Genomic DNA, 15532 nt, shown 5'->3' with positions numbered 1-15532 from the left:
GAGGAAATGCAGATGAGTGTGAAGCTCCATTTCGGCAAGTTGGCCGCCGCCACGATCCTCGCCGCCGCGTCCGTGTTGGGCGCGAGCCTCGCCGCCCGCGCCGACGACGTGCGCATCGCCATGGTCGTCAAGAACCTCGGCAACGGCTTCTTCGACGCCGCCCACGAAGGCGGCGAAGAGGCGATCAAGGCGCTGCCCGGCGCCAAGCTGATCTATACCGGACCCACCACCCCGACCGCCGAAGGCCAGATCGACATCATCAACTCGTTGATCGCCCAGAACGTCAACGCCATCGTCATCTCCGCCAACGATCCCGACGCGCTGGTCCCGGTCGCCAAGAAGGCCATGGCCCGCGGCATCACCGTGATGTCCTTCGACGCCGGCGTCGCCCCCGCCGGCCGCGTCTTCCAGCTCAATCCGTCTAAGGCCGACCTGATCGGCCGCAAGCAGATCGAGATGGCCGCCAAGACCCTCGGCGGCAAGGGCGAGATCGCCATCCTCTCGGCGACCGCCCAGGCGACCAACCAGAACATCTGGATCGCCGAGATGAAGAAGGTGCTGGCCGAGCCGGCCTACAAGGATCTGAAGCTGGTCGACGTGGTCTACGGTGACGACCAGTCCGACAAGAGCTATCGCGAAGCCATCGGCCTGTTCCGCAAGCATCCCGACCTGAAGGCGATCATCGCCCCGACCACCGTCGGCATCACCGCCTCGGCCAAGGCCGTCACCGACCAGAAGCTGGTCGGCAAGGTCTTCGTCACCGGCCTCGGCCTGCCCTCCGAGATGGCCGGCCACGTCCATTCCGGCGCGGTCGACACTTTCGCCATCTGGAACCCGATCGACCTCGGCTACACCGCGACCTATGCCGCCTTCCAGCTCGCCACCAAGAAGGCGACCGGCGCCCCGAACAGCACGATCGAGGTCGGCCGCATGAAGTCGATCGCCATCGACGCGTCGGGCGAGGCGGCGATGTCGGAGCCCTACGTGTTCGACAAGACCAACGTCGACAAGTTCGCCAAGATCTTCTGACGCGCCTCGCGATCTCAGGGCGGGGGCCCGGCCCCCGGCTCCCGCCCTTCGCCTCCCGTCCTCGCGTGCGGTGACCGCCATGACCTCGCAATCCGAGACCGATCGCCCGATCCTCTCGCTCCAGGGCATCAAGAAGCACTTCGGCGGCGTCAAGGCGCTCGACGGCGTCGACCTCGACCTCTACCCCGGCGAAGTGGTGGCGCTGATCGGCGAGAACGGCGCCGGCAAGTCGACCGCGGTCAAGATCATGACCGGCATCTACCGCCCCGACGCCGGCCGCATCTTCGTCGCCGGCGAGGAGGTCGAGGTGCACGACACCCGGGACGCCTGGCGCCACGGCATCACCGCCGTCCACCAGGAGACGGTGATGTTCGAGGACCTGTCGGTCGCCGAGAACATCTTCATGGGCCATCTGGAGCGCCGGGCCGGCGGCTTCCTCGACTGGAAGGGCATGCGCCGCCGCGCCGCCGAGATCCTGCGCGAGCTCGAATCGGACATCGACGCCGATGCCGCGATGAACACCCTCTCGGTCGCTCAGAAACACATGGTCGAGATCGCTCGCGCCCTGTCCCACGACAGCCGGGTGATGATCCTCGACGAGCCGACCGCCGCGCTCTCCCAGGCCGAGATCCACGAGCTCTACGGAATCATCCGGCGCTGGCAGGCCCAGGGCAAGGCGATCCTCTACATCTCCCACAAGTTCGACGAGATCTTCGCCATCGCCGACCGCTGGACCTGTTTCCGCGACGGCGCCTGGGTCGGCCAGGGCCGCATCGCCGACGTCACCGAGGACGATCTCGTCCGCCTGATGGTCGGCCGCTCGGTGGCGCAACTGTTCCCCAAGCCCGAGGTGACGATCGGCGAGGCGGTGCTGGAGATCTCGGGGCTCGGCAACGCGCGTGAATTCGACGGCATCTCCTTCACCCTCCACAAGGGCGAAGTGCTCGGCTTCTACGGTCTGGTCGGTGCCGGCCGCACCGAGGTGATGGAGGCGATCTTCGGCCTGAAGCCGATCGACCGCGGCGAAATGCGGATGAACGGCAAGCCGATGCCGCACGGCAGCCCTCGCGAGGTCATCGATCAGGGCATCGTCTATGTGCCCGAGGATCGCCAGCACGCCGGGGTCATCCTGCCGATGTCGATCCGCGACAACCTCACCTTGCCGCTGACCCGGGCGCTGGCCAAGAACGGGGTGTTCCTCAACGATCGCGCCGAGCAGGCGGTGGGCAACCGCTTCCGCGAGCGCCTGTCGATCAAATGCGCTTCCCTCGATCAGAAGGTCTCGGAGCTCTCCGGCGGCAATCAGCAGAAGGTGGTGATCGGCAAATGGCTGGCCACCCACCCCGGGGTGATCATCCTCGACGAGCCGACCAAGGGCATCGACGTGGGATCGAAATCGGCGGTCCACGCCTTCATCGCCGAACTGGTCCGCGACGGCCTGTCGGTGATCATGGTCAGCTCCGAGCTCCCCGAGCTGATGGGCATGTCCGACCGCATCATCGTCATGCATCAGGGTCACACGGTGCGCGAACTGGCGCGCGCCGACTTCGATGCCGAGACCATCGTCGCCGCGGCCACCGGCCTCGGACGGCTCCAGGAGAAGCGTCATGCGTAAACTGTTGCGCGCCCGTGAGGCGGCGCTCGCGCTGATCATCGCCGGGCTGGTCGGTCTGATCACCCTGCGCGCGCCGGTGTTCCTGTCGATGGGCAGCCTCGACACCATCGTCACCGACGGGGCGATCCTGTCGATGATGGCCCTGGTGCAGATGCTGGCGATCCTGACCCGCGGCATCGACCTGTCGGTCTCGGCCAACATGGCGCTGACCGGCATGGTGGTGGCGCTCCTGTCGCGCGCCCATCCCGACATGGCGGTCGGCCTGACGATGGCCCTGGCGCTCGGCCTCGGCCTGCTCCTCGGGGCGATCAACGGCGTCCTCATCGCCTATGTCCGCATCCCCCCGATCGTCGTGACGCTCGGCACCATGAGCGTGTTCCGCGGCCTGGTGTTCCAGGTCAGCGGCGGCGCCTGGGTCAACGCCCACGAGATGGGTCCCGGCTTCATCGGGTTCCCGACCGCCCGCCTGTTCGGCCTGACCTCGATCGTGTGGATCGCCGCACTGGTGATCCTGATCGGCTGGGCCTTCCTCGCCCACGTGCGCAAGGGTCGCGAACTCTATGCGCTCGGCGGCAATCCCGTGGCGGCGCGCTACGTCGGCATCGACGATACCCACAACCTGATGTTGGTCTATGCGATCATCGGTCTGGTGGCCGGCCTGTGCGGCTATCTGTGGGTGGCGCGCTACGCCGTCGCCTATACCGAGATCGCGCTCGGTTTCGAACTCAACACCGTCGCGGCCTGCGTCATCGGCGGGGTCGGCATGGCCGGCGGCCGCGGCTCGGTGCTCGGCTGCCTGCTCGGGGCGCTGTTCCTGGTGATCATCTTCAACGCCCTGCCGATCATCGACGTCTCGCCCTTCTGGCAACAGGCGATCTCCGGCTTCGTCATCCTGGCCGCGGTGATCCTCAATTCGCGCGGCGATCGGCCACTCGGCAAGCTGATCCTGCGGCGGACCGAGGCCGCGCCCGTGGCGGGAGCGGCGTCATGACCCTGACCCATCCTTCGAGACCGGTGAGACCCATGCCGAAGTCCGCGTTCGAGACCCGGTTGCTGGCGCTGGCGGCGCGCTGGGAGACCGCCCTGGTGGTGATCCTGGTGGTCATCTGCGGGCTCAACACCGCCGCTTCGCCCTATTTCCTCGATCTTCACAATCTGTTCGATTCGACCCAGATCTTCTCGGAGAAGGGGCTGCTGGTGCTGTCGATGACGCTGATCGTCATCACCGGCGACATCGACCTGTCGGTCGCCTCGATCATCGCCCTGACCGGCACCTTCGTCGGCTTCCTGGCGCTCCACGGCGTCGCCACGCCCTGGCTGGTGGTCGGCGGCATCGCCGTCGGCACCGCCTGCGGCGCCTTCAACGGCGGCGTCATCGTCCGCTTCCAGGTGCCGGCGATCGTCGTCACCATCGGCACCATGTCGCTGTTCCGCGGCATCTCCTACATCGTGCTCGGCGATCAGGCCTATACCCGCTTCCCCGAGAGCTTCGCCGAACTCGGCCAAGGCACGCTCGGCGGCTACGTGCCGTGGGAATTCCTGATCTACTTGGCGATGGCCGCGGTCTTCGCCGTCTTCCTCCACCGCACGGTGTTCGGCCGCGACCTCTTCGCGATCGGCAACAACGCTCAGGCCGCGCGCTATTCCGGCATCCGCGTGCAGAACTACCGCTTCCTGGTGTTCACCCTCTCCGGCGCCATGGCGGGGCTCGCCGCGGTGCTGTTCACCTCGCGGGTCGGGGCGGTCCGGCCCAACATGGCGCAGGGCTGGGAGCTCGAAGTGGTGGCCACCGCGGTGCTCGGCGGCGTCGCGATCATGGGCGGCTCGGGCACCATTCCCGGCGTGGTGCTGGCGACCTTCGTCTTCGGCATGCTGAGCTTCGGCCTCGGCCTGATCAACGTCCCCGGCATCATCATGTCGATCGTCACCGGCACGCTGCTGATCGCCGCCATCGCCACGCCGATCGTCGTGCGCCGTCTGCGCCTCGCGCTCGAGCGCCGCCGCGAGGGCAATCCGCGCGGCTGAGCTCGTCGCGACGTTCAGTCGATCCGGCGCAACAACGTGCCGGCCGCCCAGGCCTCGATGTCTTCGAGCGCCTGGCCATAGGTGAGCCGCCAGGTCTCGGCGGTGACGTAGCCGAGATGCGGGGTCAGCACGGTGTTCGGCCAGCCGAGCACCGGATCGTCGGGCGGCAGCGGCTCGCCGGCGAAGACGTCGAGACCGGCGCCGGCGATTGTCCCCGCCCGCAGCGCCGCGCCCAGCGCCTCTGCGTCGACCAGACCCGCCCGCGAGGTGTTGACCAGATAGGCCGAGGGCTTCATCGCGCCGATCTCCGCCGCCCCGACCACGCCGCGGCTGCGCTCCGACAGCACCAGGTGCAGGCTGATCACGTCCGAGGTGGCGAACAGCTCGGCCTTGTCGACCCGCCGCGCGCCGCCGGCCGCGGCGCGCTCGTCGGTGAGGTTGGGGCTCCAGGCGACCGGCTCCATCTCGAAGGCTGCGCCGATCCGCGCCATCCGGCTGCCGAGCTTGCCCAAGCCCACGAGGCCGAGCCGTTTGCCGGCGAGCATCGTCCCGAGCGCCGATTGCCAAGTTCCCCGCCGCAGCGACGCCTGCTGTTCGGGCAGCCGCCGGGCGAGCGCCAGGATCAGGCCCCAGGCGAGCTCGGCGGTCGGCGACGGGAACATCTCGGTGCCGCACACCGGGATGCCGCGCGCCCGCGCCGCCGCGAGGTCGATCGCCGCATTGCGCATTCCGGTGGTCACGATCAGCCGCAGGGCGCCGAGCCCGGCGATGGTCTCGGCATCGAGCGGCGTGCGCTCGCGCATCGCCACGATCACCTCGAAACCGCCGAGCGCCGCGAGGACCGCCGCGCGATCGGCGAAGGGGCGTTCGAACACCACGATCTCGGCATCGGGTCCGAGCCGCTCCCAATCGGCGGACGTGCGGGCGGCGTCGAGCGGGTCGTCGAGGAGAGCGATCTTCATGGGGCGATGTCCGTGCCGGGGTGGGACGGCGATGGTTTCACCGCCGCGCGCACTTCACAAGAGGAGCCGCCGTCCCGGCGCCCGCGCGGGCGCCGTGCGCGCCCTCACTGCGGGTTTTCGAGGCTGAACATCTCGGCCTTCTCGTCATAGGCGAAGAGCTCGGCGTAGCGCGCCCAGGAGACCACGGTCTCCAGCGTCTCGTCGGCATATTCCTCCGACATGTAGTCCTCGAGTTCGTTGCGGAAGCGCGCCGCCGGGGCGGTGTGCTTGGGCCGCTCCTCGAGCACCCGCCGGATCAGGCCGATGATCGGCACATGGTCGATCAACTGCCGGGCGAACAGCGTCTTGCGCGCGTCGGTGTCGAGATCGGCGAAGCCGCGCCCGGCGTCGGTGAGCAGCAGATCGCCCTCGGTCAGCGAGCCGAGCCGCAGGAGCTGCAGCGCCTCGGCGAGGTGGAACAGCTCGTCGGCCTCCATCTGCAGCCGGTCGGCGAGCACCGGCAGATCGGCGCGGCCGTGGAACGGCTCGGCCGCCACCGCTTCGATCAGACCGGCCAGCACGTTGGTCGAAACGTGGTTCAGCACCATGCCGACCCCGGTCCCCGGAATGCCCTCGGCGGTCGCCGGCCGCGGCTCCGGCCGCTTGGTCATCAGCGCGTAGATCCGGTCGACCATCTGGCGGAAGATCGGATCGAGGCGGTTGCGCGGATGGGCGAGGTCGACGCGGAGCTCGGAGGCGATCCGTCCCGGGTTCGACGAGAACACCAGGACGCGGTCGCACATCAGCACCGCCTCCTCGATGTTGTGGGTGACCATCAGCACCGACTTCATCGGCAGGCGCCCTTCGACCCACAGGTCGATCAGGTCGGTGCGCAGCGTCTCGGCGGTCAGCACGTCGAGGGCCGAGAAGGGCTCGTCCATCAGCAGCAGGTCCGGATGGACTACCAGGGCGCGGGCGAAGCCGACCCGCTGGCGCATGCCGCCGGACAGCTCCTTCGGGTAGGCGCTCTCGAAACCGTCGAGACCGATCAGGTCGATCGCCTGCAGCGCCCGCTTGCGCCGCTCCTCGCGTTCGATGCCGATCGCCTCGAGCCCGAGCTCGACGTTCTGCAGCACCGTCAGCCAGGGAAACAGCGCGAAGGACTGGAACACCATCGCCACGCCCATCGGCGGGCCGTCGATCGGTTCGCCCTGCCACAGCGCGTCGCCCGAGGACGGGGCGGAGAGGCCGGCGATGATCCGCAGCAGCGTCGACTTGCCCGAGCCCGAGCGCCCGAGCAGCCCGACGATCTCGCCGGCGCGGATGGTCAGGTCGACGTTCTCGAGGACGATCAGGTCCTCGCCGTTGGCCTTGGGGAACGAACGGTCGACCGCGCGGATTTCGATCAGCGGGGTTTCGGGGGCGAAGGTGGCGGTGGCAGAGGTGATGTCGACCATGACGCGGGTCTCCGAGAAGGATCAGCCGAGGCGCAGGCGGGTTTCGGCGAAGGCGTAGAGCGGCCGCCACAACAGGCGATTGAACAGGGTGACGAACATCGACATCACCGCGATGCCGAGCACCACGCGGGGAAAGTCGCCGGCCTCCGTCGCCTGGGCGATGTAGGAGCCGAGCCCCGTGGCGGTCAGCTTGACGTCGCCCCAACTCGCCACTTCGGCGACGATCGCGGCGTTCCACGACCCACCCGAGGCGGTGATCGCCCCGGTGATGTAATAGGGGAAGATGCCCGGCAGGATGACGTTGACCCACCAGCGCCAGCCGGCGACGTGGAAGCTCTGCGCCGCCTCTTTGAGATCCGAGGGGAAGGCCGCGGTCCCGGCGATGACGTTGAACAGGATGTACCACTGGGTGCCGAGAATCATCAGCGGGCTCAGCCAGACGTCGGCGTTCAGGTGAAAGTGGACGATCAGCACCACCGCGGCGGGAAAGGCGATGTTGGCCGGGAACGCCGCCAGGAACTGGGCGACCGGCTGCACTTTCTCGGCGATCCGCGGCCGGAGGCCCACCCACACCCCGATCGGCACCCACACCAGCGTGGCGAAGGTCATCAGCACCACCACCCGGATGAGGGTGAGGAGGCCCTTGCCCAGCGCCTCGCCGACGTCGGCCCATCCGAGCGAAGTTCCGACGAAGTCGATCACCTCCCAGCCGACCCAGGCGCCGGCGGCGACGACGATCACCAGCCAGACCGCATCGACCACCCGTTCCGGGATTCCGAGCGACAGGCGGATCTGCGGCAGCCTCGGGAGCGGCAGGCGGACGCCGAGCGAGTGGTGGAACGTCGACGACACGGCGACCGACAGCGCCCGGAGCGCCCGGGTGCGGCGGAACAGATCGAGCAACCACGAGGTCGGCGCCTCGCTCGACGCGGTCTGCTCAAAGCGGAACTTGTCGGCCCAGGCGACCACCGGCCGGAACAGCAGCTGGTCATAGGCGACGATGATCACCAGCATGGTCAGCACCGCGAGGCCCACCGCGGCGAGGTTCTGTTCGCGGATCGCCAGCGCCACCCAGGCGCCGATCCCCGGCAGCGTCACCGTGGTGTCGCCGACGGTGATCGCCTCGGAGGCGACCACGAAGAACCACCCGCCCGACATCGACATCATGGTGTTCCACACCAACCCGGGCATGGCGAAGGGCACGTCGAGCCGCCAGAATTGCTGCCACCGCGACAGATGGAAGCTCGCCGAGGCCTCTTCGAGGTCCTTCGGCACGCTGCGCAGCGACTGGTACATCGAGAAGGTCATGTTCCAGGCCTGGCTGGTGAAGATCGCGAAGACGCTCGCCAGCTCCGCCCCGAGCACCCGGCCGGGAAACAGGCCCATGAAGAACACCACGGTGAAGGTCAGGAAGCCGAGGATCGGCACCGACTGCAACACGTCGAGGATCGGGATCAGCACGATCTCGGCGCGCCGGCTCTTCGCCGCCGCCGTCGCATAGACGAAGGTGAAGAGCAGCGACCCGACGATCGCCGCGAGCATCCGCAGCGTGGTGCGCAGCGCATATTCCGGCAACAGCCGCCAGTCGAGTACGATCGGCGTGTGCTCGAGCACCGCCAGCGGCTCGACGGTCTCGCGCGCCCCATGGGCGACCAGCACCAGCGCGCCGAGCACCATCAACAGCGCGACCAGATCGAACACGTTGGGCACATAGGAACGGCCGACGGCCGGGGGAACGACCCGGTGGAACACCATCGGAAAACCTCTCTTCACGCGGGTCGATGCGAGGGACGAACAACCGGCAGGGCCGAGGGCCTGCGTGATCGTCGCATCGACCAGAGAGTCGTGAAGAGAGCATGACGGTCGTCGGCGAGGCCGAGCGACGGACCGTCGAATGGAAGGAGGGGAAGGATCATGGCTCGTCCTCGAAAGGCCGCGTCGCGACGCGGCCGGACGAACCTCTCGGAGGCTCAGTCGGCGGCGCGTCGGGCGCGGCAGCGGCTAGGTCGACTGTGGCTGTCCATGGGGCTTTCACACGAAGGGCGACGCCGGAATTGCGAGCGTCGTCGGCCTCTTGGACCCGTCGGTGGCCGTGGTCCAATCACGCTCTCGTGATCACCGAACCGAATCGCGACGGCGTCCGGATGGCCGCGTCAGGCGTCGTCGGAGGGCGCAGCCGACGGCGCGTCGGCGATCTTCGGCAGCGCCGCCTGGGCGGCGGCGACGGCGGCATCGACGCTGTAGGACGACCGTGCCGCGAGGTCGGCGGCGCCGGCGGCGACGAGGAGATCGCGGACCGGATCACGGGCCCGGGCGAGCCGCAACGCGCGGCCGCCGGCGCGGATGCGGGCATCGGCTTCGATCAGGGCTTCCAGCGCCGTGCTGTCGAGATCGAAGGTCTCCTCGAGGCTGAGGACCACCACGCGGACGTCGGGATCCGCCGCCGCGGCGCGGCCGATGGTTCCGAGCACCCGCTCGGCATTGGCGAAGAACAGCGGCTCCGACGGCCGCCAGATGCCGATCCGCGGGAGGCTCTTGGCCTCCGGATGGCGGGCGAGATCGGCGAAGTCGCGCGTCCCGGGCAGGCAGCCGAGACGGGTGATCTGCGGCAGCGCGAGGCGGCGCAGCAGCGCCCCGACCGAGAACACCACGGCCAGCATCATGCCGTCGACGACCCCGAACAGGATCACCGCCACCGCCGCGCCGAGCGCCACCCACTGGTCGCGGTCGATCCGCCACAGCCGCAGGATCGGTCCGGGATCGAGCGCATGGGCGAGGGCGGCGATCACCACCGCCGCCAACACCGCCTCGGGCAGGTGGGCGATCAGCGGCGCCGCCGACACCACCAGCGCCGCCAGGGCGATCGCCGCGATCACCGCCGCCCAGCGGCTGGTCGCCCCCGCCGTCTCGTTGGCTGAGCCGGCCGAGAAGCCGGCGCCGACCGGCAGCCCCTGGACCAGGGCGGCGGCGAGATTGGCGAGCCCCAGCGCGGCGAGTTCGCGGTCGGGCACGATCGTGTCGCCGTGGCGCAGCGCCAGGGTTCGCATGGTACCCCAGCTCTCGGCGAACAGGATCAGCACCAGGGGCAGGATCATCTGCACGAGGTGCGACAGCGTCGGCCAGGACAGCGCCGGCAGGCTCGGAAGGGTCGGCAGCAGCGTCACCGGGCCGACCACGGCGAGCCCGTGGCCCGGCAGATCGAACGCCCAGGCGAGGCTCGATCCGACCACCACCACCACGAAGGCACCCGGCACCATCGGCACCCGTCGTGCGGCGATCAGCGCCGCCAGGGCGAGGCCGCCGGCGGCGAGCCCGAGCGGCTGCCAGTCCCCGACGCTCCGCGCCAGGGCGACGGCGAAGCGCGGCAGGTCGGGCGCCTCGATCGGCACGCCGGTGATGGTCGGGATCTGGTGGAGGATGATGGTCACCGCCAGGCCGAAGGCGAAGCCGCGCAGCACCGGCCGGGCGATGAACCCGGTCAGCAGCCCGAGGCGCGCGACCCAGGCGATCAGGAACACCACACCGGCGGCCGCGACGGCGACCGTGGCGATGCCGGCTCGGGCTGCCGCGTCGCCGGGAAAGGTCGCCAGGATTGCCGCCAGGATCGCCGCCGAGGACGAGGTCGGCGCGACCACCGCGAAGCGGCTGCGGCCGATCACGGCATAGGCGAGACACCCGGCGATCGCCGCGACGATGGCGCGTTGCGGCGGCAGCCCGGCGATCCCGGCATAGGCGACGGCCTCCGGCAACATCAGGCCGGCGACCGAAATCCCGGCGACGACGTCTCCTGCGCGCATGTCCGCCTCCCCGGGCGATCGGAAGCCAATCCCGCGTCGAGGTCAACCGGCAGGATGGACGGGCCGACAGGCTCCCGTCGGTGGAGGAACCGCACGCCGACCGGACCATTGCACTTCGCGCGAATCGGCGCCTCGGAGCGGCCCGCTCGACGGCAATGCGGAGAAACGTTCAAAAGCAGACGACGTCGAATCGGCTGTCAGAACCTGTCGTTTTCCTGACGAACCTGCCAAATGCGCACCGATATTGTCGAGATGAAGTGCAATCAGCGCTCTATTTACCAAACATTAAGAGAATTCGACTGATGGTGGCTTTCCCGATACAGGAGATACCTAGATGGCCATGTCGATTCCCCCCGTCGCCGCCTCGCGCGTCCGTCCCTCCGCCGAGGCGGCCGAAGGCCCCGGCCCCGAACGCGTCGCCGATGGCGACGGTGACGACGGGGCTGCCGCCAAGTCCGCCGCCGCGCCGGCCGCCGCCCCTCCCGGCATGGGTGCGCAGGTCGACAAGCGGGCGTGAGCCGCGTCTCACGCCGCCGACGTCCAGGAAATCCCGCCGCTCGGCCCGAGCGGCGGGATTCGTCCGTCTGGGGCCGGCGCCGCCGGCGGACCTCGCCGTCGGGCACCCCGATCGAAACTTGACGGGCCGCCCCGGCGGGTATCGTGTCGCTCCTGCGGGACCGCCGACACGGCGACGCGATGGAAGGGATCCCCATGAGAGTGCTCATCGTCGAAGACGATCGCATCGTGGCGGCCGGGTTGCGCGAAGGGCTCGGACGGACCGGATTGGCGGTCGACCACGCCGAGACCGGGGAAGACGGCTTTCTCGCCCTCACCGGCATCGCCTACGATCTGGCGATCATCGACCTCGGCCTGCCGGACATGGACGGCCGCGATCTGATCCGCCGGGTCCGCGAGCGCCAGGTCGCGGTGCCGATCCTCGTCCTGACCGCCCGCGACGACCTGGACGACAAGGTCGCCTGCCTCGACTTCGGTGCCGACGACCACCTCGTCAAACCGTTCGAACTGACCGAAGTCGCCGCCCGCATCCGGGCGCTGGTGCGTCGGAGCCGCAAGGGCAGTTCGACGCGCCTGCGGGCCGGCGAGCTCGACATCGATCTCGCCCGCCGCGAGGTCCGCCACGGCGACACCGAAGTGCCGCTGACCCTGCGCGAATGGGACATCATGGAGCGGCTGGTCTCGGCGGCGCCGGAGGTGCTGTCGAAGCGCAAGCTGGTCGAGGGCCTCAGTTCCTGGGACAACGAATTGACCGCCAACGCCATCGAACTCTACGTGTCGCGGCTGCGCACCAAGATCGAGGGCTGCGGCGTGCGGATCCGCACCATTCGCGGCATCGGATATCGCCTGGATGAAGACTGATCGCCCCCTCCTCACGCCCTATTCGTTGCGCGGCCGCCTGTTGCTGGGCCTGGTTCCGGCGCTGGTGACGATCGCGGCGATCGGTTTCGCGGGCGCCCACATCGTCGCCACCCGCACCACCGACGCGGCCTTCGATCACGGCACCGCCACCGATGTCGTCACCCTCGCGGCGCAGGTCGAGGTCGATGCGAACGGCGTGCTGACCCTCGATCTGCCGGCGCCCGCCGAGGAGATCCTGCGGACCGACCCCCTCGACGAGGAGTTCTTTTCGGTGCGCGGGCCGAACGGCGAGCTGCTCGGCGGCGATGCCGATCTGCGGGCCGAAGACGTGCCGCCCGGACCGCCCCTGGTCACCGCCGAAGACTTCCGCGGCCGACCGGTGCACAAGGCCAGCTATCGTCTGGCGACCGCCGCGGGGCCGGTGATGCTGGCCTTCGCCGAGACGACGGTCAAACGTCGACAGGCCCACAGCGATTTCCTGCTCGCCTCGATCCTTCCCAACCTCTCGGTGCTGTTGGTGACGATCTTCGCGGTGTTCATCAGCGTCGGACGCGGCCTCGGGCCGCTCGATCGCCTGGGCGCGATGATCCGCGGCCGGCGGGTCGACGACTTCTCGGCGCTCGACGCCGAGACGGTGCCGCTCGAGGCGCGGCCGCTGGTCGAAGCGATGAACCGGCTGCTGGTCGGCCTGACCGCGGCATCGACCGCCCAACGGGCCTTTCTCGCCGATGCCGCTCATCAGATGCGGACGCCGCTGACCGCGCTGTCGACGCAGATGGAACTGCTGATCGACGGTCTGCCGCCGAGCGAGCGCGGGCGGGCCGAGAACCTCCAGAGCTCGTTGAAGCGCCTGATCCATCTGGTGCGGCAATTGTTGGCGCTCGCCCGATCGGCCGCCGACGCCAACGTCGATCGGCCGGCCGAACCGGTCGACCTCGCCTCGGTCGCCGAGGACGCCGCCTCCGAGTGGTACGATCGCGCCGAGGCGAAAGCCGTCGAGATCGTCTTCGATCTCGAACCCGGGCCGATCCTCGGCCGCCGTTGGTTGTTGCGCGAGCTCATCGCCAATCTGTTCGACAACGCCCTGCGTCACGCCCCGACCGGCGGCCACGTCGGGGTGTCGGTGCGCACCGACGGCGATCGGGTCCGGCTCGAGGTCTCCGACGACGGACCGGGGGTGCCCGAGGGCGAGCGCGAGGCGATCTTCCGCCGCTTCTACCGCGGCCCCGGCGCCCGCGACGAAGGCACCGGCCTGGGTCTGGCGATCGTCGCGGAAATCGCTCGTCTGCACGAGGCGACGATCGAGGTCGGCCACGCCGAGGGCGCCGTCTTCCGGGTGTTTTTTCCCGTTCATCGTCCGTGACGCCGCGCGAGTCAGGCCAACGTCAGGTCCGCCGTCCTATGGAACGCCATCGATCGGTGCGAGCCGGCGAGGCCGCGATCTCCTCCTGCGTGGGCGTGGAGATCGTCCGGGCGAGCGAAACCGGCTCGATCCGGCGGTGACGACACACCGACGACGGTCGATCGACGCCTCGCCCAGTGGTTCGAGGACGAATGACCGATTTCTCCCTGTGTCCCCCGCTTCGCGTCAGCCGAAGCACGGAATTCGGCGATACCGCCCGATTCCTCGTCTTCCTGACGGCCTACGTCGCGGTGTTCACACTGTTTGCGACGCTGTCGCACGACAACCTCTCGACCAGCACCAACATGGTCGAGAACTGGGTCTGGGGGAAGGAATTCCAACTCGGCTACTTCAAGCATCCGCCCCTGTTCGCCTGGGTGGTGGGGGCGTGGTTCCAGGTGTTTCCGCGCGCCGACTGGGCCTATTACCTGCTCGCCGAGACCAGCGTGGCGGTCGGCCTCGCCGGGACCTGGATGACCATCGGCTGCCGCGAGACCGGCTCGCGCCGCCTCGTCGCCACTGCGATCCTGGTGCTGTCGCCGCTCTACGGGTTCCATGCGCTGAAGTTCAACGCCAACACCATCTCGATCGCCACCTGGCCCTGGGCGATGTGGGCCTTTCTGAAGGCCCTGGAGTCCCCGTCCGCGCGCAACGGCCTGCGCCTCGGGGCCTTTCTGGCGATCGCCATGCTCGGCAAGTACTACACCGCGACCCTGGTTCTCGCGATGCTGGCGGTGGTCGCGACCGAGCCGGATCGTCGCCGTCTGCTCCGCTCGCCGGCGGCTCTGACCGCGACGGTGACCGGTCTGCTGCTGATCTCGCCCAACCTCGCCTGGGTGGTGGCGAGCGACTTCGAGCCCTTCGTCTACGCCGGGCATGCCCGCAACGACGGCGTCGCCCGCACCCTCGCGTCGATCGCCACCTTTCCGATCGCCGAATTTCTGTTCCTGCTGCCGGTGGGGATCGGCGCCGTCGTCGCGCTCGGCCTGCGCCGCTCGCGCGCCCTGCTCGGGGTCCTGCGCATCGACCGCGGCGATCCCTGGCGCCGCCGCATCCTGATCCTCGCCCTCGGCCCCTTCGTCGCGACGATGATCCTCGGTCTCCTCGCCTTTTCGCGCCTGCCGGCGCTGTGGGGTGAGCCGCTGTGGATGTTGACCGGCTGGGCCCTGCTCACCGCCCCGGGCGTCACGGTTTCGGACGTCGATCGCGCCCGTGTGATGGGTGTCCTCGCCGCCCTCGGCGCGATCCTCGTCGCCGCCGCGCCCTTCCTCAACGCCGCCGAAGTCGCGGCGGGGAACGAGGAGGCGACCTTGCCGCTCGCCGAAGTCGCCGAGGCGGCGACCGCGGTGTGGCGGCAGACCGTCTCCGATGCGCCGCTGGCGATCGTCACCGGCGACGAACTGCTGGCCGGCAGCATCGCCTTCTACGGTCCGTCGGCGCCCTCGGAACTCCAGACGTTCGACTTCGGCCATTCGCCGTGGATCGATGCCGCGCGGATCGCCCGCGAAGGGGCGCTCGCGGTCTGTCGCGTGACCGACGAACCGTGCCTCGACTCCGCCCGGACGTTGTTCGGCCCGGCGGCGATCGAAGCGACCGCCGCGGTTTCGAAGGTCTGGCGCGCCACCCCGCTCGCCCCGCTCGAAGTCCGCTTCGTGATGCGCCTGCCCGATGCGGTCGCCGGCACCGACCCGCAGCGCCGCTCGGCAGAGATCGAGGATGACCGAGCGGAGGAGATCATGCGATGAGCGAGCGAGGCCCGGATCCGGCCGCAGCGTCCCGAGGCGACCTGCTCGTCTTGCTTCTCCTGGCCGTGGTCGCGGCCACGCTCATCGCGATCGCGCTGTCGATCGGCGGAGGGCTCGCCGGCGATTGACCGTACGGCGACGTTT

Annotated in this window: 13 protein-coding genes; 9 read left to right on the top strand and 4 right to left on the bottom strand. The window is 69.4% G+C overall.

Annotated elements, in window-relative coordinates; all coding sequences use genetic code 11:
• The first annotated feature begins 18 nt into the window (after positions 1-18).
• The 4 genes from rhaS (at position 19) to EYW49_RS01235 (ending at position 4669) form a co-directional block, all read left to right on the top strand.
• Entirely contained in the window at positions 19-1029 is a 1011-nt protein-coding gene (rhaS, locus tag EYW49_RS01250) for a rhamnose ABC transporter substrate-binding protein (RefSeq protein ID WP_228259375.1), read from the top strand.
• Positions 1030-1108: 79 nt separating this feature from the next.
• Positions 1109-2644 (top strand): sugar ABC transporter ATP-binding protein, encoded by a 1536-nt coding sequence (locus EYW49_RS01245; RefSeq protein ID WP_131305098.1) that lies wholly within the window; start codon positions 1109-1111, stop codon positions 2642-2644.
• On the top strand, positions 2637-3635 hold the full coding sequence (locus tag EYW49_RS01240) for an ABC transporter permease (protein WP_131305096.1): 999 nt from the start codon (positions 2637-2639) through the stop codon (positions 3633-3635). The genes EYW49_RS01245 and EYW49_RS01240 overlap by 8 nt, the downstream gene beginning before the upstream one ends.
• Positions 3636-3667: 32 nt before the next feature.
• Entirely contained in the window at positions 3668-4669 is a 1002-nt protein-coding gene (locus EYW49_RS01235) for an ABC transporter permease (protein WP_131305094.1), read from the top strand.
• 14 nt (positions 4670-4683) lie between these two features.
• Here the strand turns inward: EYW49_RS01235 and EYW49_RS01230 are convergent, their stop codons facing one another.
• From EYW49_RS01230 to EYW49_RS01215, 4 genes are all read right to left on the bottom strand, one after another.
• Positions 4684-5631, bottom strand: coding sequence for a D-2-hydroxyacid dehydrogenase family protein (locus EYW49_RS01230; protein ID WP_131305092.1), 948 nt, complete (start codon positions 5629-5631; stop codon positions 4684-4686).
• A 104-nt stretch (positions 5632-5735) separates the two neighbouring features.
• On the bottom strand, positions 5736-7067 hold the full coding sequence (locus EYW49_RS01225; protein ID WP_131305090.1) for an ABC transporter ATP-binding protein: 1332 nt from the start codon (positions 7065-7067) through the stop codon (positions 5736-5738).
• Positions 7068-7088: 21 nt separating this feature from the next.
• Entirely contained in the window at positions 7089-8822 is a 1734-nt protein-coding gene (locus EYW49_RS01220) for an ABC transporter permease (RefSeq protein ID WP_131305088.1), read from the bottom strand.
• A gap of 398 nt (positions 8823-9220) precedes the next feature.
• Positions 9221-10864, bottom strand: a complete 1644-nt coding sequence (locus EYW49_RS01215; protein WP_131305086.1) for a SulP family inorganic anion transporter — start codon at positions 10862-10864, stop codon at positions 9221-9223.
• A 340-nt stretch (positions 10865-11204) separates the two neighbouring features.
• Between EYW49_RS01215 and EYW49_RS22905 the strand changes: the two genes are divergently transcribed.
• The 5 genes from EYW49_RS22905 to EYW49_RS23580 all read left to right on the top strand — a co-directional run bounded on the left by EYW49_RS22905 (position 11205) and on the right by EYW49_RS23580 (position 15516).
• Positions 11205-11381: a hypothetical protein gene (locus EYW49_RS22905; protein ID WP_165498089.1), complete on the top strand. Its 177-nt coding sequence runs from the start codon at positions 11205-11207 to the stop codon at positions 11379-11381.
• A 194-nt stretch (positions 11382-11575) separates the two neighbouring features.
• Positions 11576-12241, top strand: a complete 666-nt coding sequence (locus tag EYW49_RS01210; RefSeq protein WP_131305084.1) for a response regulator — start codon at positions 11576-11578, stop codon at positions 12239-12241.
• Entirely contained in the window at positions 12231-13604 is a 1374-nt protein-coding gene (locus EYW49_RS01205) for a sensor histidine kinase (protein WP_131305082.1), read from the top strand. The genes EYW49_RS01210 and EYW49_RS01205 overlap by 11 nt, the downstream gene beginning before the upstream one ends.
• Positions 13605-13795: 191 nt before the next feature.
• The gene (locus tag EYW49_RS01200) at positions 13796-15388 is read left to right on the top strand and encodes a glycosyltransferase family 39 protein (RefSeq protein WP_131305080.1); all 1593 of its coding nucleotides are present in this window, start codon (positions 13796-13798) and stop codon (positions 15386-15388) included.
• Positions 15385-15516, top strand: a complete 132-nt coding sequence (locus EYW49_RS23580) for a hypothetical protein (RefSeq protein ID WP_265937384.1) — start codon at positions 15385-15387, stop codon at positions 15514-15516. Before EYW49_RS01200 ends, EYW49_RS23580 begins: the two co-directional genes overlap by 4 nt.
• Positions 15517-15532: the final 16 nt, after the last annotated feature.

Source organism: Siculibacillus lacustris, from assembly GCF_004328075.1.
Taxonomy (GTDB): domain Bacteria; phylum Pseudomonadota; class Alphaproteobacteria; order Rhizobiales; family Ancalomicrobiaceae; genus Siculibacillus; species Siculibacillus lacustris.
This window is presented reverse-complemented; position numbering and strand designations above follow the sequence as displayed.